The sequence below is a fragment of the Nocardia sp. CA-135398 genome (assembly GCF_050955845.1).
Taxonomy (GTDB): domain Bacteria; phylum Actinomycetota; class Actinomycetes; order Mycobacteriales; family Mycobacteriaceae; genus Nocardia.
Genome location: NZ_CP192084.1, coordinates 168,466 through 186,671 on the forward strand (window position 1 = coordinate 168,466; position 18,206 = coordinate 186,671).

Consider the following 18,206-nt stretch of genomic DNA (forward strand, 5'->3'; position numbering starts at 1 on the left):
CAGAATCTTGTGTTGATCGAGTTAACAAGATAATGTCGCAGCAGATTTATTAACGCGGTTGGGGTAGGAGCGAAAGAGACAAGGAAGGCACTTCGATGACATCCCGTACATCGGCCACCAAGCGAACGACGCTGTACCGCTTCGCGGAAGGAACCACACCCGCAGAGGCCTTGTGCAAGCTGCCGCGGGGATTTCGCAGGCGACACGTGAGTATTGGCCCGGTGAGTGGTCTAATGGTGTCCGGCCACTTCAAGTCCCCCAGCAAATGGGCGGGTGATCTGACGGTGCTAACCGACGAACACGTCTCGCTGCAGGTCCAACTACCGGGAGCTGTTCTACTGGTTCAGACCTCTCCGACAGACCTCTGGGCGTTGGTCTGGGGAGTGGGTTTCCAACTACTCAACCGGGACAAGATCGACTTTCGTTTCGGATCCGGAGTGGTCGCCCGCACCGCCCGCGCGAACAAGGTCAAGTCCGTCACCAAGACCGTCCTCGATCATCGCGCGCGCACCGATCAGACAACGCTGCCGAGTGGCAGCAACATGTGGGATCTTGGCGTCGATGGGTACTGCGAGGTGATCAGCCACATCGAGGCCACAGCGCAAATCGATGGATTGACGGTTGGCGACAAGGATATTCAGCTTCGGGCGGCCGACTCTCTCAGCCTTCCGCTGGCAAAGACGGCATCCGGTTTGGTCTCAGACCTCAACACGCTGCAGGGAATGCGTAACGGCCCGATCCTGCCCGGGCTGGAGGGGATTGAACAGCTGGTGGCACTGAAAGCCAATCATCCGCAGGTGCCCCAGTTGCATGAGCGTCTCGTCAGCCGGTTACTCGGAACCTCCGACGAGCCGATCGGTCTCAGCTGGCCCCACGAGCGCCTCGGCGTGCACGGTCCAGTGGTGAGCTGCAAGGTAATGGGATTCGGTGACCGCCAAGTCCGGGTCTTCGACGGCACGCCTGACATCGGCGACGTGCAAAAGTGGTTCGTAGGGCAATCGCCGGAAGCGGTTCGGCATCGCCTTCGCTCGATCACCCTGCAGCTCCACTGTGAAACGAATCCGACCAAAACCTCGGCGGTGTCGTGGCCGGTCACCATCCGGAACTGGCTCGCATTCGAGCTGCGCGACGGCGCTCAGCGCTACTGCCTGCACAACGGCGCCTGGTATCGCATGGATACTCGGAATCTCGAACGCGTTGATCAACGGACGGACGACATTCTGTTGCAACCGGCCAGCATCGTGCTGCCCGCCTGGGGCCCGGGGGAAACGGAAGGTGACTACAATATTCGCGCCGCGGATGTCATCGGCGGATATCTATTGGACAAGAAGATGATTCATACGCCGCTCCACCCGCGTGGCATAGAGTCGTGCGATATCTTCGTTCCGCCCGGCATCCTCATACACGTCAAGCGAGCCGATAAATCTGCCGCCATCAGCCATCTGCTCGCCCAGGCATTGGTATCCGCCGAAGCCCTCGCACATGATGAGTGTGCCCGCGAAGCATGGATGCGAAAGATCGAATCGGTATCAGGCGGAGCGGTGTTGGACGCTACGGCCACCGAGGTCGTGCTGGCCATCGCGAGCCCTAAACCGGTAACGACGAACACCCTGTTCACGTTCTCCAAGGTGAACCTGTTCCGGCAGTACGACCTACTGCGGAATCTGGGGGTGAACGTCCGAGTGGTCTCGATTTCCATCTGACGCAGTGCGGTATGTTCAACAGAGCGGGACACGAACGGTGAAGTGAATCCCCCGGCGACTCCGAAAAACCCGGGGAACATCAAAGTCTCCCGACATGCCGGGGGATTCAAAGTGCTGCAGCCAACTCCGCGATTCGTTTGCCCGCCGCGGGTGCTCAATTCACAGGTGCTGAAGAAGTGCAGTCCAATGAGGGCCTGCAATGTGCTGGCGAATGTTTCAACCGGTGGGCGGTAGCGTCCACCTTGCTCATTGAGGAGGCGCCGGATTCAACTGTGCCACTGCTGATTTCACGGGCGCTCGCTGCGCAGACCAGGTTCGGTTGATACGGGCGTCCGCCCGACACAAGCACCGATGCGATGCACTGAGAATTGTGGTCAGAGCGATCCCGTCGACACCGAGACGATGGATGTCAGCCAGGATATGCCCGCTGGACAGAGCCACCTCAGCCACGTCCGAGGCCGCGAACGCTGTTGGCGGCGTGGCGGCCGCCGGGCCGCCTGAGTCGGGCCGCTGCCAGCAGCTTCCCCTCGCCGGTGGCGGCGAGCTACACGTTGATCCCGGCCGGGACCGGCATTGCAGGAGAACAATTCCGGGCGCGCTCGCCAGTCAGCCATCGATCACGGTGGTCGTTAGAGGCGCCGCTGTTGATGAAACCACCAGTCCAGCAGGGAGTGACTGCTCCGGGGATACCAAAAGCGCTCGTCGATGCCGAGGGCCTGAGAAGGACATGCTTTCTGACTTCCTCGCTGGGCAGTGGACAGCTGCGGGGCTAATCTCGCGGGGTGGAGGTGGAGATCTATACCGATGGGGCTTGCAGTCCTAATCCTGGGCCCGGCGGGTGGGGTGCGGTGCTGCGATACGGACCGCGCGAAAGAGAAATCTATGGGGGTGATCCAGGCCCTACAACGAATAATCGGATGGAGCTGATGGCGCCGATTAGAGCACTGGAAGCTCTGACACGGCCATCGAAGGTGCGGGTTTACACCGACAGCATGTACGTCCGAGACGGGATCACCTCATGGCTGCCGAAATGGCAAGCCAACGGCTGGGTTACGAAGAAGAGGGAGCCGGTCAAGAACGCTGATCTGTGGCAGAGACTCGCCGACGCATGTGCAGGCCATGACGTCGAGTGGGAGTGGGTCAAGGGGCATGCCGGGCATCCACAGAACGAGCGGGCCGATCGGCTGGCTGTACGTGGCGTGCTCGAGGCAGGCGGATCCGCACAACAGCCCGGTAAGCCCATAGCGCGCGGTCCAATCGTCCGCGAGCAGTCCGCGAAAGTCGGCGTGCAATGCAACGCGCTTACGCGGGCCGGAGTGCGCTGCCAGACGTCAGCTGGTCAATCGGGGCTGTGCCATGTACATGACCCGGCCTTACAGTGTGGCGCGATGACAACGAAGGGACGGCCATGCGCAATCGCTACCGGAGGTGGGCGATGCAAAACCCACCAGGACGTCGAGAAGCACGGCGACGGTGGTCACCAATCAGAGTTCGGGCTGCTGGATCTGTAGCGCAACCGCGGGATCCTGAACAGCAACGGCGAAGCGTATGGTGTCACCGTGCCCGCCGCCGACGAATGCGCGCTGACTGAACCTACCAACGTCAAGTTGCTCCCAGGCCGAGACAACGACGATCCTGCCCCAACCGACTGATCCAACGAACTCAATGCTGTAGCGAGTCGTCGACAACGTGCAGGGGGCCGGCTCCGCGGAACCCCCGTTAGCTCTGCGGCGGACGTGCCGTGTGTCTGACACTCGCAGATGCTCTGAACCCGTTGGCGGCCAGCCATTCTCGATGCTCATCGCCGCTGTTGTCGGACGACCCGGCTCAGAATCCAAACGTCGTGGGGGTGCGCCGACGACGGTGTCTGTTGGCGCCCAATATGTGGGTTAGCTCAGGCTAATGAACAGGCGAATCGTGAAGCGCTAAACCGGGTTAGAGACCCGTGGAGCCGCCTTCTGTTTCACCCTCCGAGCCGTGTCCCGTCGTCAAGAACGCCTCCTTTCCCGAGCGGCGTTCAGTTGCTGTTGCAGGGTGCGGTCCGCTCCTGACACGTCGGGGTGCAGGCACTTGGTGAGGGCCCTGAAGACAGACTCGCTCAGGGCTGGTCCGACAGCGGCGAACAGCATTTCTGCCCAGCTGTTCGCGGCAGTCGATTGGCTGGTTGCTGTCTTCAGCTTCTTCGCGAGATCATCGCGTTCATCTTCGAGTTGCTGGATCCGCTCGTGCTGCCAACGGGCGGCTTCTTCCATGGCTCGGAACCGTTTTTGCCAGTGCTCGGCGGCACCGTGATCGCTGTCATCGGGTCGGTTTCGGGTCAGCGTGTCGGGCTTGGCGACGGCTGCCCCGAGCTGCTCGAATGTTGTGCATAGGTCCGCCATGACTCGGGCGTTGGCGGTGATTTGCCAAAGCTGATTCTTGCCGTCGTATCGGCGGCCAGACTGGGGAACCGCCTCTTTCATCAGGTTGAGAAGGTCGTGGTCGGCTCGGCTGAAGGCAATGATCCACTCGCTGTTCATCCCCTCGACTGTGACCTTCGGTCTCACCGGTCCCTCCCATTCCGATCAGTCTCCGCCCGGCTTCGGTAACTTGAGAATGCACGAATTATCGTTGCTTGCAGTCTCTTTCATAGCGCTGGGCCGGATCGAGCGTGGCGGCGCGGTGACGGCTGCGGCCAGCTTGCTGTTCTAAAAGCAAAGTGCCGCAATGGAAGACGAAGAGATTCCTCGGACTGTAGGCTTCTTGCGTTCGGCAGTGGCAGTCAGGGGGATGCAATGCTCGATCCGCGGGTTATATCGGTCGTCATTCGCCGGAAGGACTGGGTCCCAGAGGACAAGACTCTGGAGATCACAGTATTCGAACCGCGATCGGAGCGAGTCCGGGTGCGGTTCGGGAAGCCCAAGGACTACTCGTTCGGGTGGGACCGAGTGACGATTCTCGACCGGCCTGCGCCGGTGCCGCTGGGGTCGCACGTGCTGTTGCTAGTGGACGGATCAGCGGCGGACGCGACCGAGGCCTACCTGTTCACTGGCCTGCCGGAGGTCGGATCGTGGTGGCATGTGCTGAACAGTACGGGCGGATGGAACGTCTACAGCGCGGACCGGGTGCAGGTGCTACCGAATGCTGCCATCACCTCCGGCTCCCAGGATGTGCTGAAGTACTGGCGCACGGTGGCGGAAAGACTGACCGGCGATTCCGGCGTCCTGCTCCGAAACCATCAGAGCCTGAGCTTCATTCACGCCGAAAGCGCGTTGGCCCGGATTCTCGCGCAGGCACCGATCCAGCCCAGGCCGGACGACGAGATACCGCTGCCGGTATACCCGTTCCGCACCAACATCAGCCAGAGTGCGGCGGTGCTCAATGCGCTGCGGTATCCGATCTCGGTGATCGACGGCCCGCCCGGCACCGGAAAGACGCAGACGATCCTCAACATCATCGCCTCGGTGATCTGCCGACCCGGCGCGACGGTCGGGGTGGTGTCGTTCAGCAACTCCGCCGTCGACAACGTTTTCGAGAAGCTGACCAAAGAAGGCTTCGGGATGGTGGCGGCCAATCTGGGGCGCAAGGAAAAGCGGCAGGAGTTCTTCGACGGCCAGGGGCCGCGCAACGCCGCCGTTGATGCGATGCTGCGCGTTGGAAACACATCCGCCACCGATACCGCAAACGCACTCGGCAAGGTGAACCGGCGCCTGGCCGCGCTGCTCGAACAGGATCGCCGACGCGCCCAACTTCGCCACCGGCTGCACGCCTACCGGCTCGAACAAGCGCACTTCCAGTCGTTCTTCGACCGCTATGAGGTACCCGACGCCGACGACCTGCCGCTGCTGCGCCGTTACAGTGCGGGCAAACTGCTCGATTTCATCGCTGACACCGATCCGCGGTGGATCCGCGACCGCGGCTGGGGGCGGATCGTCGACACGATGAACCGCTATTTCAAGTACCGGGCGCTGCGCAACGTCGACGCCGGAGACATCGACGTTGTGCTCGGAATTCAGCGCCTGTATTACGAGAAGAAGATCGCTGAACTCGAGCGGCAGAGCGAGCGGCTGACCAGAACGCTGGAGAGCAAGAAGTTCGACGCGTTACTGGCCGACCAGGCGCAGCTGTCCCAGCAGCTGCTCAGGGACGCCCTGCGCACGCGGTACGGCTCATTGTCCCGTACGGTCTACACGTCGTCACGGTATCGGCAGCAGTTCGAGCAGTTCACCCACGACTACCCGCTGATCCTGAGCACCTGCCATTCGCTCCAGAACAGCATCGGACGCTCGGCGCTACTGGACTACCTGATCATCGATGAAGCATCACAGGTGGATCTGGTGACGGTGAGCCCGGCCCTGGCATGCGCGCGGAACCTCATCGTGGTCGGTGACCTGGAACAGCTCCCGCCGGTCACGAAGGACCTCACCGATCCTCCGCCGGCACCCGATCCGGTCTTCGACTACCGGCGCAGCGTCCTGTCCTCGATCACCGAACGATACAACGATCAGGTGCCCCGGGAGATGCTGCGTGAACACTATCGGTGCGATCCGGACATCATCGAGTTCTGCAACCGGAAGTTCTACGGCGGCAAGCTGATTCCGTATACGCGCAGCACACCCGGGTTCACCCCGATGACAGTGGTGCGGACCGCCCCCGGCAACCACATGCGCCGAACCTACGGCGACGACGACCCGAACTCGAAGGGCCGCAGCAACCAGCGCGAGATCGACGTCATCCGACAGGAGGTTCTCCCCTGGATAGCCGCCGATATCCCGCCACACGAGGTCGGGGTCACCACTCCGTACCGCCGTCAGGCCGACAAGGTGACCGACGCCCTTATCGAGTCCATCGAATCCGACACCGTGCACAAATTCCAAGGGAGGGAAAAGGACGCGGTCATCATGACCACGGTGCTCGATGACACCCCCAGCAGCCGGGCAGCATTGAAGTTCGCCGACGATCCGAACTTGATCAATGTGGCCGTATCCCGGGCGATGCGCTTGTTCGTCCTGGTCACACATCCTTCCGAGCTGCCGGAAAGTCGGCACCTGCGCGATCTGATCGGCTACATACGATACCGGGACCCGGACAACGCGGTCATCGACAGCGATGTGGTATCGATCTTCGACCTGCTGTACACCGAGTACACGCAGCGGCGGCGCGCAAACCCGCATATCGGCTGGGGGCGTACAGAGTGGCCTTCGGAGGACATCGCCCTCACGATGCTGGAGGGGGTGCTCGCCGAACCCAGCTACGGTCACCTGGCCATACACCGGCAGGTCTACCTACAAAATGTGTTCCCGCGCAGTCTGGACCGGCTCGACGATCGGCACCGCAGTTTCGTCCAGCGCCGATCGTCATTCGACTTCATCATCTACAACCGCATCACCAACGCGAACATGTGCGCCATCGAAGTGGACGGCCACAGCACCCATGAAGCAAACCCGGAGCAGCTCGCCCGCGACGGGTTGAAGAACGAGATCTGTCGTCGCTATGGCTTCCCGCTACTGCGCCTGCCGACCACCGGAAGCAACGAAGCCGCCGCGGTCCGCTGGTTCCTCGGCGGGCTGCCCTGAAGGCGAACACAGCCGCCCACCGGCGAACGAGAGGTCCGATCGCATGAAGGAAGCACGCTGCTCGTCATCGACGGTCTGCGGGCAGGACGGCACATTTACATTTCCGTGCACCCGACCCCGCATCGGCGCCGACAAAGCCATCACCCTCCTCCAGGAGCAAGACCGCGCCACCGGTACCAGGAGCATGGACATCACAATTGCCCTTGTGCCCGCAGTCCCGCCGGCCTTGAGACGACGGCAGCCTGAATCCTCGGTCGTGCACTGCTGCCACGATCGCAGGCTCCGGGAAACTGCTGCGCGCTTCGCGTCGCTGCGCGATGCCTACGGCACCCTTGACCACCCCTCCCTCAGCACAGGACGGTCAGTATGGGGAAGCGGGGGAGGAGTAGATGGCGGATAGGCGATCTATACGCAAGTAGACGAGAGAAGCAGTCGATGGTGCGCAGTGGGGACGGGTGTTACTTCTTCTTGTCGTGATCGACTTTCAGTCGAAGAGGAGGCAGCGACTTGGCTGGTTTGCTTGACGACGTAGTTACCGACAGCGTGTTGGAAACACGTGTGACTCTGGCCGCTGCGCTCTCAGGCGCGCTTCGGTAGGTGGCTTGCCGCTTTGCGGCGTTCTGGCTCGTGTTGCTCATCGGACTCACTTCCGGTCTCCAAATGGGGCCGACGCTCCTAGTGTTGCATGCTCGCCAAGCTGTAGCAGTGGCTGAGGACTCATTGCGGATTGAGTGTCAGATCGAAGAAGTGCTTGCGCTTGACCCATACGAAGCGTTCGTGTCGCGTGATCGCCGCTATCTCGATGGGACCGCCCACAGTCGGTAGACCTGGGCTGAACCGCACAAACCCTATCGTGACCTGGACCAGAAACTCAGCAAGGTCGATCGCATCTTGAATAGGCATGGGTGCCACAACCAGTTGCGTTTGGAGCTGCGTCTGGAGTGCCAGCGTGTAAGGCACAGCCTCGTCTTCCGGTACGCCGAGGCTCTTCAGAGCTTCTGGCATCGCTAGGCTGACGCCGTTCATGATTCTTGCCACGGCCTCGGGTTGACCCCACGCCGCAACTCCAGCTTCATCTGCGAGCACAGGCACGAGGTCGCCGCACCCTTTTGGTGTCATGTCCAGCTGGAAGATCTCCGGAAACTCCGCATCCGCGGAGTAGCCAGCAACAAGCAGCCCTAGCCGCATTCGTTCACATGTCTCGTCGTCTGGCGGCGTTGGCAACGCCGCCACCATAGGCTGGTATTTCTTCTCCCAGAAGAACTCTCTGAACCGGTCAGCGACCTCGGACATCTTGTAGTCCGGCTTCAAGTACCAGACGTCAGTCTCATCGCTGAAGCGTGCTCGAAGATCCTTGGTCAGTGTGGAAATCGAAGCCTGCGCGATGTTGCCGAGGCCCCAAGTCATCGCGGCAACGGGTAGCCCCTTGCGGAGATTGAAGATCTTGTTCGCGTTGTTGTAGACGTTCCGAGCAACTAGGGCACCGCCTGGGCCTGCCGTTGCTCCGACTGTTGACGCACTATCCGATGCGAACACAAAACCGTCGTTGACCTTGATGACCACAGCGACTGTCATCGGCACAATATCCCAGACCCGCAACGTCTTCGCGGTGAAACCGATAGCGAAGGTTCGGGTGCGACCTCAGCTCGCTGACGACGAATCTGACGACAACGGCGACGACACCTCCACCGCCGAAGACGGACGAAAACCGCTGAGTATCATGCTGGTTCAGCCTCCACATCTGACTACGGATCAGAAGTTCGAGTCGGCTCGGGTGACTAAGCGTCTTCGGTCGCGCGACCCTGACCGTCGACAACCTGGCTTATCGGTAGTTGAAACCGGGCGCTTTGACCTCGAACCCAACGTCCGGGACCAATCCCGTGCCCCGGTGCGGGAGACATCCCGTCACCCGGTACTGGTGGTGACGGCGTCACCACTCCGAAGATCGCAGCGGCAAAAGGTGTGGTGACTATGTCACCAGACAGGTGGTAGCTTTGGATCTCGTAACGTACTGAAAAGTTCTGAAAGCTCTGTTGCGGCCCGACATTTGGGTTAGCTCAGGCTGTTGACCAGGCCAATCGTGAAGCGCCGGACCAAGGTTCAACTCCTCCTTGGTCCGCCCGCATAAGTCCTGGTTATCCACCCTTCAGGCAGCCTCGACTTTGTGCCGAGTCACCACGGCGGTCACCACCGGTTCTTGGGCCCCACCATCGCGCCTCCGGGTGGCGCCTGTGTCGGGATTTCATGGTGGGGTTTTCCAGGTCTGGACCCCGCCTAAAGAAGTTTCGGTTCGTTGCGGGACAGCCTTTGTCGGATGAAACGTAGCCCGAATGTCGATGATAGGAGTTGTCGACAGTTGAATGATCTGGTCGACAGGTTGCTGGCAAACGTTGTGGTGGCTTTCTCAACTCCATGCGGAGAGCACGTCAGTGGCGTTCCATGCCAGGTCGATGGTGTCGGCGAGGGTGCGCTCGATATCGGCTAAGGACACTGCGACCAATGCTGTTTCGTGCGGGACGAAGCCTGGAACACTGGCGGCCCCGCGAGTGAGTTCGGCTAGATCGTGGTGGTCGAATGGGGTGCCGAGCCATTTGATCGATCCGGCGAAGATCACTCGATTGGCAACGGGGGAGCGGTCGGTGCCGATGAGGTCTATCTCTGGGTTGAAGGCGCGGTTCCACCAGCCGCCGACCGCGGTGATGTCTTTCCAGGGCAGTGCTCCCGCGAGCGCGGTCAGTTCGAGTGCATCACGCACGAGGGGTTCGACGGCTTTGCCGCGCCAGAAGGGCCAGCGTCGAGCGAACAACTCGTAGGCTGCGGCGACTCGCCCTCGGCGAACCAGGTCCTGAACCGAGCGCAGGGTTGCGAGGTAGAGCCGCAGGTTGCTGTCAGCGACTCGGTAGAGTGCCGGTTTCCCGGGTTTGATCGACAGTGGCTGGTCTACCGAGAGCACCTGCTTTTCTACCGAGAGACGATGAAGCAGAGGCGATAACGTCCCAGAAGGCAATGCGCCACTGCGGCTGCCCGCCGAAGCCGCGATGGTGGCGTGGGTACGTTCCCCGCTTCCGATCGCTTCGAGTACGCGCCGCGCTTGGTCGGGTGCGGGGAACTCGGCGAGGAGAGTGGCCTCGGGTACTCCGAACAGCGGCGCAGCAGGATCGTCGCATTCGCGTCGCACGAATTCGAGCGGGGACAGCCCATGCGGCCAGCTGCGCAAGATGCCTGGCAGCCCGCCGGTGATCAAATGTGCGTCGATGCTCTCCGCGGCGTCGAGGCCGAGAGCGTGGCCGACTTCGGCGGGGTTGAGCGGATCGAGGACGAGGTTGTCTGCTCGCCCGTAGAACGGGCGGTCGTAGGCGGTGAGGCGTTCCATCATATGGATGTCACTGCCCAGGAGTAGCAGCAACACCGGGCGTTGCTGCAGCAACCGGTCCCACGCCGTTTGCAACGCGCCGTCGAAAACCGTGTCTTGTTCTGCCAGCCAAGGTAATTCGTCGATTACGACAGTTGTCGGCGTATCACCGAGCGTGCTGGCCAGCAGCCGGAAGGCGTCGGGCCAGCCGCCGATTGTCTCAGGGAGGGTCTCGGGATTCGCTGCGATCCCCGATCTTTTCAATTCCGCGAGAAACGTCGCCAGCGATTCTGATACCGGCATACCCTTCGTGGCGGTGAAGTACAGATACGGTACTTGCTCTGCGTCGCAGAACTCCTGAACCAGTCGCGATTTTCCGACCTGTCGCCGCCCTCTGATCGCAACGGCCACACCTCGGCGGGATTCGGCGACACGCTGCAAGCGGGTTCGCAGAAGTCCTAGCTCGGTTTTTCGGCCGACGAAACCTGATGCTGCCACCGGAGCCCCTAAGGTAATCCAAATCTATGTAGACACGATCTATGTAGATTCAATCTACATTATCGGCGTGTCCAGTGGCTGTCGCCAACAAGCCTCGGTGAGACTGTTTGGGGGAACCCCAGTTCGCCCAGCGATGCCTCGACCGAATCCGGCGTCGATCCACGACGTAGACGGACGGCGGTACACGAGCCGGTGTCGGCACAGGGGCACCTGTAGATATGGTCGTTGCGATTCAAATCAAGGACGTGCCCGAGGAAGTGCTGGACGCTATCGCCGCACGTGCCGCAACTCGCGGTCAGTCCACTTCTACGTGCCCTGCTGGAACGAGAGTTGCGTGCTGAGCGGAACAAGCATCTGCTCGAGAGTTTGACAGGGCACGCAGTCTCGGTCTGGGCGATGCGCCACAATGTCTCGGTATACGACGCGGCCTACCTGGCGGTCGCTGCGCCCGGCAGGTTCCGTTCCATTACTACGACGAGACCGGGCGTCGGTGCGGCGCGCGATGCGCGGCCGACTTCGGGAACGGGAACGGTTCGCACCGGTGTGCCCGTTACCAGGGCACCGTTTCGGCGTCGTCGAAGAATCCGCCGGTTGGTCCCTCGTCGGGCAGGGCCGCGAGGTGAATCGCGATCGCCGCGCCCTGTTGTGGTGTGCGGACGCCTCGGAAGCCGTTGAGGTCGGTGGCGGTGAAACCGGGAGAGCAGCGAGATCTGGATGTGAAGTCCGCCGTGACTTGATGAACCAGGGTTGGCGACGGTCGTGGGCTTCCATACCCGCACGGCCGACGCCACGCACGGGACCGACGAACATAGGTGGCGTTTGGGTCGGCGTGCGGCGGCGGTCAGCACTGTAGGTCCACATCAGTGGCATTCGCGGCGAAGGATACGTGCACGTGGTCGTAGTGATTTGCGGTCGGGCTCCCACGGTCTTCCATGGACGACCAGCCGTTGCCGTCGTTGTATCGCTGCCGCCAGATCACGTAGGTCACACCGAAACGCTGCTGATTGGCCAGCACGAATTCGGCGATCGCATCGCCGTGTGCAGAATCAGATGTCATCAAATCGACTGCCAGACCGGCGCCGTGATCGTCGCCGCCACGGCCCAAAGCACCCCCGATGTCGGTGATCCCGAACATCTTTCCGAGCATGTGGCCCACCTGTGCCACATGCGGTTGGGTGCCGGCGAGTTCGGTCGAACACAGGACGCCTAGGTGTTTGATGTATTCCTCGGTCGACGGTCGTAGTTGCTCAGCCGCAGCTGCCGGTGCCGGCGGTGCCGTCGACGGCGCGGCGGCAGGGGCGGCTTGGACCGCGGCATGCTGAGCGGTCGGGTTCGCCACCCACAGCACGACTGCGACAATGGCAGCGATGCCACACGTGGCCACAACCACAGTTAGCGGAGTGCGCTTGCGGCCTACCGGACGTTTGCGGTGTTGACCAGGCATAATCTTGACTACTGGCTATCGTTGGGGACGCGTCACCGATAAATTACGAAATGATCTCGGAAATGTCACGCAGACGTGACCTGGTGCCGCTGGCTTGGAGGACCCCATCTCGGTGGTTCGTCCGTCGGACTCAGCCCGAATGCGATCACGCCTACCCGACCTCCAGACCCGATCCAGCATCCGGCCACTGTGCGGTCTTCTGCCGCTGACCGCGGCTCCCCCGCGCCCGCGCCGCGATGCTGCGCACCATCGCCTGAACCAGCCACACCCCGAGCACTCCACCTGTCCACCAGGATTCATTTCATCACCGCAGTGTCGGAATGGAATGAAATGGAATTCCACGATGCTGAAAACCGTCAACCCACCATCGCCACCGGCACCCCGACGGGATGCCCGTTGGACAACGGGGACACATGCGAGGCCGCCGTCCCGGCCAGCGGCAGACCGGGCGCACCGCGAAAATACTGCGACAACCCCGACCACACCGCCCAAAAGCACTGCGCCGCAAGCGCCGAGGGTGTCTAGAGAACATTCGTGATTAGACACCCCGAGGGGCAGTGGAATCCGGATCCGATCGGACTTGCGGTCGGCGAGTTTCAGCTGAGGGCTTGACCTTGCCCCTGGGGCAGGGTTCGAGCATGGTGGCATGAGCGAGATAGCACAGCAACTGTCGGAATTCGTAGCGGCCACGGCAGAGAAGTTGGGCCTGCCGGGTGTGGCCGTCGGGGTGTTGGCCGGTGGTCGAGAAGACTTCGCGTGCCACGGGGTGACGAGTATGGACAATCCGCTTCCGGTGGACCGGGACACGATGTTCGTGGTCGGGTCGGTGAGCAAGACGTTCACCGCGACCGCGTTGATGCGGCTGGTCGCCGAGGGGCGGGTGGAGTTGGACGCGCCAGTGCGGCGGTATGTCCCCGAATTCGCGCCCAGCGATGCGGTCGCGGACGAGATCACCGTATTGCGGCTGCTCAACCATACAGCCGGGCTGGAATGGAAGCTCGGCGTCGACACCGGCGAAGGAGACGACGCGTTGGCGCGGCACGCGGCGAAACTTGGCGAGTCGCCGTTGATCGCGGAACCGGGAGCGCGGGCGTCCTATAGCCAGGCGGCGTTCAACCTGGCCGGCCGGATCATCGAGAACGTCACCGGATCGAGCTTCGAGCGGGCCGTCACGTCGCTGTTGTTCGAACCGCTCGGGCTGGCGCACAGCTGTTACGCGATCAACGACGTGATGACTCGGCGATTCGCGGTGGGCCACAACGTCGATGGGAACGGTGTGCTCGCGGTGGCCCGGCAGTGGAAGGACAACCGCGCCAACAATCCCGGCGGCGGTGTGGCGACGTCGGTGAGCGATCTTCTGCGCTGGGCGCGGTTCCATCTCGGCGATGGCCGGACCGAGGGCGGCGAGCGCATTCTGCCTACCGGACTGCTGCACCGGATGCGAGAACAAACCGTAGAACTGCGCGGCAGCACCTTGGGTGACGCATTCGGCATCTGCTGGTTTCTGCGTGAAGTGGATGGTGTCGCGACCATCGGGCACGGCGGGTCGGGCAATGGCCAGTTCGCCGACCTGCTCATCGTGCCCGAGCGGAACTTCGCGGTTGCCGTGACATCGAACGCGGGCCCGGATGCCGGCCTCGCGTTCAACCGGACACTGGTGAACTGGGTGCTCGAACACTACCTCGGCGTAATCGAACCCGACCCGGAACCGCTGCCCTACGACGCGGGGCGGGCGGCGGAGATCGCCGGGTACTACGAGAACGAGATGATGCGACTCACCCTCCACGCCGACGGGGCAGTGTTCACGATCGGATGTGCCATCAAACCGGAGATCCGAGCCGCCGCGGACACCGAAATGCCGCCCGACCTGCCACCGGCTGTCCTCGGCCTGTTGCCCGGCGACGCGGACGAGTACATAGTCACCGACGGCGGTCTGCAAGGACAAGGCGGGTTCTTCACCCGTGACGAATCCGGCGCCGTGACCGGAATCGATCTCGCCGGCCGGTTGTTCGCCCGGGTGCGATGATGTGCCACGCGCCTCGGCGCTTCAGCGAAGGGAGACGCGCATGATCACGATCGGGCAGCTCGCACGGTATGCGGGCGTGACGATCAAGGCCGTGCGCGTCTACCACGAGCGCGGGCTGCTCCCGGAGCCGGCGCGCGACGGCTCCGGCTATCGCCGCTACAGTGCCGAAGACGCGGTCGATCTGGTCAAGATCAAGACACTGGCACGGGCGGGTGTGCCTCTGGCGCGCGTCAAGGAGCTACTGGCCGCGAACTCCGAGGAGTTCGCGGCGGCGATCGCCGAAATCGACTGCATGCTCGCAGAACGCGCCGAAGAGATCCGCCGGACCCGCGAGCAGATCGCCGAATTGGGTTGCGGTGACCGTCTGTTCGTGTCCACCGATGTTGCCGAGTACCTCGACCGCCTGCAACACCTCGGGGTAAGCGAACGGGCGGTGCGGATGGAACGCGACATCTGGATTCTGTTGCAATCGGTCGCCCCGAAGCAGGCGTCCGAGTGGATCGCCGACAAGCTCGACGCCATCGACGATCCGCAATTCCGGGCCATCTACCTCGATTACGACGCGGCCTTCGACTGGCCCCCCGACGACCCGCGCCTGGTCGACCTCGCCGACCGCACCCGGCGGTGGCTGACCGCCAGGTCCACTGGAGCAGGCCGGACAATCCCGGCGTTGGACCCGAAACTGGTTCGCCTGGTGAGCGAATCAATCGGAATCACATCGCCGGCCTGGGAACGACTGACACAGATCGCACAAAGCGCGACCGTTGAATAACCTTTCTCTACGCGAAGGACACCACGGCAGTGCCGAGCTCGGTTAATGGGCGAGGTGGGCATGTTCCGGAGCGATGATGCGTGGATGGTCGAATCGGGAGTTGTCGATGACGATGTCGGCTCGATCCCACGGCTGCGAACGCTCGAAGTAAGAAATCCTCTGTCCAGGAAGCTGACTGTCGGGTGTGGCAGCGATCGTTGCTGCCCGTGGCGATGGGGGCGGGAATACGATCGGCTTTGAGTTGCGGGGCGACGGGGAAGCCCGTTGCGGAATCGAAGGGCTACAGGGATGACCGATTCCCAGCGCGGACCTGACGGTCAGCCGCCTGTGCCGGGCGGCGTCGATCCCGCTGCGCGGCAACCGGATCCGCCGTCAGGCAGCTGGGTGATGCCTGACGGGCGACCGGGCCAGGGATATGGGCCGACACTGTCGTATCAGCCAGCATCGACCGGCAGCGGCAGAACGGTTCTCATCATCGCCGGTGTTCTCGGGCTGGTGGTGGTGCTGGGGCTCGGTGTGGCGATCGGCTTCGTCGTCGGTCGTGGCGGCAGGAGCAGTGAGTCCACGGGGGCTTCGGCTACTGGGAAAACGGCCACCTATTCGATGAATGCGGTCACCAACGCCTGCGATCTTGTCGATCCCACGCCGTTGACCGAGTGGTCACCCACGCCGAAAGGTGCTCCCGAGCATAGGGAAACGCGGCCGAGCATCTACGGAAGCGGCGGCCTGAAATGCGATGTCGGATACACCAGCGCGACCGCTGGCGAGTTCCCCATGAACAAGGCCGGTATGAGGGTCGAGGCCGAATTCACCAACGGTACGGCGCCTCCCTACTACGACCATTGGATGCACGCCGATGTCGCCACACCCGAAGCGCAGTCGGCTTCCGGTGCGGTCACCGGAATCGGCAATCAGGGCTACTGGTACTCCGAAGTCAGAGGAAACCTCGTCGCGGACATGGCCTATGTCGTCTGTGTGCAGGATGGCAATGTCTCTGTGCGGGTGCAGATCTCCCTCGTGCGTGAGCAGGGCTCTCCCGCGGTGCGTCGGGACGAACTCGATTCGATCGCCAAGTCGCAGGTCCGCAGGACGCTGGACGGTCTGCGGGAGAAGTAGCGACCGGCGACTCGAGTGGAACGGTGCGGACGACCGATGGTGGCTGGAATACGATCGGGTCGGAGTTGAGGTCGACGGGGAGCCCGTTGCGCAACCGGAGGGCTATGGGGATGACCGATTCCCAGCGTGGACCTGAGGATCGGCCGACGCCGGACGGCGCCGATCCTGCTGTGCGACAACCTGATCCGCGAGTTGGCGGCTGGGACATTCCGAACTCGGGCATGTACCCGCCTGCCCCCGGGGCAGCCCTTTACCGGATACGCCCCACCTGGTCCGGGATACGGGCGGCCACAGTATCCGCCGCGAACCGGCAGCGGCAGAACGGGTCTGATCGTTGCCGGTGTGCTCGGGCTGGTGGTGGTGCTAGGTCTCGGTGTGGTGATCGGTGTCGTGGTCGGCAAGAGAGACAGCGGGTCCGCCGCTGCCCCGAACCAGTCCAGCACCTCGGCCTCGTCCACTGCGGCCACGACAGCATCCCTCCGGGAACCGGCGCCGGGAATCTATTCGATGAGTGGGATCACCAACGCGTGTGTTCTTGTCGATCCCACGCCGTTGCATCGTTGGTCCTCCAGAACATGCGCCGACCCGCTCCACCGAACGTGTGACTAACCTCCACACTGCAAGGAGTGCACCCATTCTGGAGTGCTGATGCTCATTGTTGTCCGCGGCCGGGCAATGGTGCGACGTCACTGGGTGCGACGTTCACGAATCTTCCCAGCAGTCGTTTGAATTGCGCGCGCTCAGCGGCATCGAATCCCTCGAGCAGGTCGTCGGCGGCGGCCCTGGCGATCGTTTCCGCCTGTTTGAACGCCTTCGTGCCGGACTCCGTCAGTGTGACGGCGACCGCTCGCCGGTCGGCAGGGTCGTCGCAGCGTTTGACGAATCCTCTGGACTCGAGATCATCGATCATTCGGACCATAGCGGACTTGTCCGCGCCGAGATGTTCTACCAGCCGTGTCTGATTCATCGGGCCGAGACGCTGCAGGGTCATCAGCACTCCGAAATGCCTGCCCTGTATGTCCAGTGCCGTGAGCGCCGAGTTGAACGCATCAGCCGCATGCCGGTGCGCTCGCTGCAGGAGAGGGCCGATGGCGTAGTCCGGTGTCGCGTCACGGATAGGCATGGCGGGAGGCTACCTCTCCGGTCGATCACTCGACCAGGTATATCTCACTTGATACTATCTCGTTTGAGATAATCTTCTGTCATGAACTCGGAGGATCCCGATGTCCGATCACACCACCACCGAACGAGCCCCGATCCGCTCGGATCCACCGAGACGCAACCAGGTACCCCACGTCGGGCGGGTGCTGCTGGTTGTCGTCGGCATCGCCACGATCGTCGTCCCCGTCCTGCTCGACGGAGTGATCCTGGCAAGCAGACATATGAACAATCCCGCTTGGCTGCCGCACGCCAAGCTGCATACCGCGATGGGTTTCTTCGCCGCCATCGGTCTGGGAGTAGGTGCGCTGATATGCCTGCTCGGCCGTCCGGCGACCGATCGCTTCAGCATGGCAACCGGCGCCTACCTCGCCGGCGCCTTCTGGATCGCGGTGCTCGCCGCGGGTTGCTGGCCCGGCACCTCGTATTTCTTCGTCGACGACCCCGTCTACAGCCATCCCCTCTATCGCCCCGAATTCCTCGGAATGCCCGACAACGTCGCCACCGCGGTTCTCATGATTGTGCTGGTCGTCATCGGGCTCACACTGGTCCTGAGGCGTCAGAAGACATCCACCGACTGAG

Annotated in this window: 11 protein-coding genes and 1 pseudogene; 7 read left to right on the forward strand and 5 right to left on the reverse strand. The window is 62.6% G+C overall.

Annotated features, from left to right (window positions below; translation table 11 throughout):
- Positions 1 to 95 precede the first annotated feature (95 nt).
- Both ACQP1T_RS00750 and rnhA read left to right on the forward strand, forming a co-directional pair.
- Positions 96 to 1,703, forward strand: coding sequence for a DUF6119 family protein (locus ACQP1T_RS00750; RefSeq protein WP_433758013.1), 1,608 nt, complete (start codon positions 96 to 98; stop codon positions 1,701 to 1,703).
- 782 nt (positions 1,704 to 2,485) lie between these two features.
- A pseudogene (rnhA, locus tag ACQP1T_RS00755) lies at positions 2,486 to 2,914 on the forward strand (ribonuclease HI); the annotation flags it as partial.
- 777 nt (positions 2,915 to 3,691) lie between these two features.
- Here rnhA and ACQP1T_RS00760 read toward each other — a convergent pair.
- Entirely contained in the window at positions 3,692 to 4,222 is a 531-nt protein-coding gene (locus ACQP1T_RS00760) for a hypothetical protein (protein WP_433758014.1), read from the reverse strand.
- A 363-nt stretch (positions 4,223 to 4,585) separates the two neighbouring features.
- Here ACQP1T_RS00760 and ACQP1T_RS00765 point away from each other — a divergent pair, with 363 nt between their 5' ends.
- Positions 4,586 to 7,258: an AAA domain-containing protein gene (locus tag ACQP1T_RS00765; protein ID WP_433758015.1), complete on the forward strand. Its 2,673-nt coding sequence runs from the start codon at positions 4,586 to 4,588 to the stop codon at positions 7,256 to 7,258.
- Between the two features lie 717 nt (positions 7,259 to 7,975).
- Here the strand turns inward: ACQP1T_RS00765 and ACQP1T_RS00770 are convergent.
- The 3 genes from ACQP1T_RS00770 to ACQP1T_RS00780 all read right to left on the reverse strand — a co-directional run bounded on the left by ACQP1T_RS00770 (position 7,976) and on the right by ACQP1T_RS00780 (position 12,456).
- Positions 7,976 to 8,833 (reverse strand): hypothetical protein, encoded by an 858-nt coding sequence (locus ACQP1T_RS00770; RefSeq protein WP_433758016.1) that lies wholly within the window; start codon positions 8,831 to 8,833, stop codon positions 7,976 to 7,978.
- 829 nt (positions 8,834 to 9,662) lie between these two features.
- Entirely contained in the window at positions 9,663 to 11,108 is a 1,446-nt protein-coding gene (locus tag ACQP1T_RS00775) for an ATP-binding protein (RefSeq protein ID WP_433758017.1), read from the reverse strand.
- Between the two features lie 841 nt (positions 11,109 to 11,949).
- A complete protein-coding gene (locus ACQP1T_RS00780) occupies positions 11,950 to 12,456 on the reverse strand; it encodes a hypothetical protein (protein WP_433758018.1) in 507 nt (168 codons plus the stop codon).
- A 742-nt stretch (positions 12,457 to 13,198) separates the two neighbouring features.
- On the opposite strand from ACQP1T_RS00780, the gene ACQP1T_RS00785 reads away from it, so the two are divergent.
- From ACQP1T_RS00785 to ACQP1T_RS00795, 3 genes are all read left to right on the forward strand, one after another.
- The gene (locus ACQP1T_RS00785) at positions 13,199 to 14,578 is read left to right on the forward strand and encodes a serine hydrolase domain-containing protein (RefSeq protein WP_433758019.1); all 1,380 of its coding nucleotides are present in this window, start codon (positions 13,199 to 13,201) and stop codon (positions 14,576 to 14,578) included.
- A 40-nt stretch (positions 14,579 to 14,618) separates the two neighbouring features.
- Complete coding sequence (locus tag ACQP1T_RS00790; protein WP_433758021.1) at positions 14,619 to 15,350, forward strand: MerR family transcriptional regulator; 732 nt, start codon at positions 14,619 to 14,621, stop codon at positions 15,348 to 15,350.
- A 288-nt stretch (positions 15,351 to 15,638) separates the two neighbouring features.
- Entirely contained in the window at positions 15,639 to 16,466 is an 828-nt protein-coding gene (locus ACQP1T_RS00795; protein WP_433758022.1) for a hypothetical protein, read from the forward strand.
- 652 nt (positions 16,467 to 17,118) lie between these two features.
- Here the strand turns inward: ACQP1T_RS00795 and ACQP1T_RS00800 are convergent.
- Positions 17,119 to 17,589, reverse strand: coding sequence for a MarR family winged helix-turn-helix transcriptional regulator (locus ACQP1T_RS00800; protein WP_433634777.1), 471 nt, complete (start codon positions 17,587 to 17,589; stop codon positions 17,119 to 17,121).
- Between the two features lie 100 nt (positions 17,590 to 17,689).
- Between ACQP1T_RS00800 and ACQP1T_RS00805 the strand changes: the two genes are divergently transcribed.
- Positions 17,690 to 18,205, forward strand: coding sequence for a hypothetical protein (locus tag ACQP1T_RS00805; RefSeq protein WP_433758023.1), 516 nt, complete (start codon positions 17,690 to 17,692; stop codon positions 18,203 to 18,205).
- The last annotated feature ends 1 nt before the right edge of the window (position 18,206 follow it).

Bases quoted from the DNA above. Each gene is read 5' to 3' on its own strand.
- ACQP1T_RS00785 (WP_433758019.1), top strand. From the start codon at position 13,199: ATGAGCGAGATAGCACAGCAACTGTCGGAATTCGTAGCGGCCACGGCA.
- ACQP1T_RS00770 (WP_433758016.1), bottom strand. From the start codon at position 8,833: ATGACAGTCGCTGTGGTCATCAAGGTCAACGACGGTTTTGTGTTCGCA.
- ACQP1T_RS00805 (WP_433758023.1), top strand. From the start codon at position 17,690: ATGTCCGATCACACCACCACCGAACGAGCCCCGATCCGCTCGGATCCA.
- ACQP1T_RS00800 (WP_433634777.1), bottom strand. From the start codon at position 17,589: ATGCCTATCCGTGACGCGACACCGGACTACGCCATCGGCCCTCTCCTG.
- ACQP1T_RS00760 (WP_433758014.1), bottom strand. From the start codon at position 4,222: ATGAACAGCGAGTGGATCATTGCCTTCAGCCGAGCCGACCACGACCTT.
- ACQP1T_RS00795 (WP_433758022.1), top strand. From the start codon at position 15,639: ATGACCGATTCCCAGCGCGGACCTGACGGTCAGCCGCCTGTGCCGGGC.
- ACQP1T_RS00750 (WP_433758013.1), top strand. From the start codon at position 96: ATGACATCCCGTACATCGGCCACCAAGCGAACGACGCTGTACCGCTTC.
- ACQP1T_RS00790 (WP_433758021.1), top strand. From the start codon at position 14,619: ATGATCACGATCGGGCAGCTCGCACGGTATGCGGGCGTGACGATCAAG.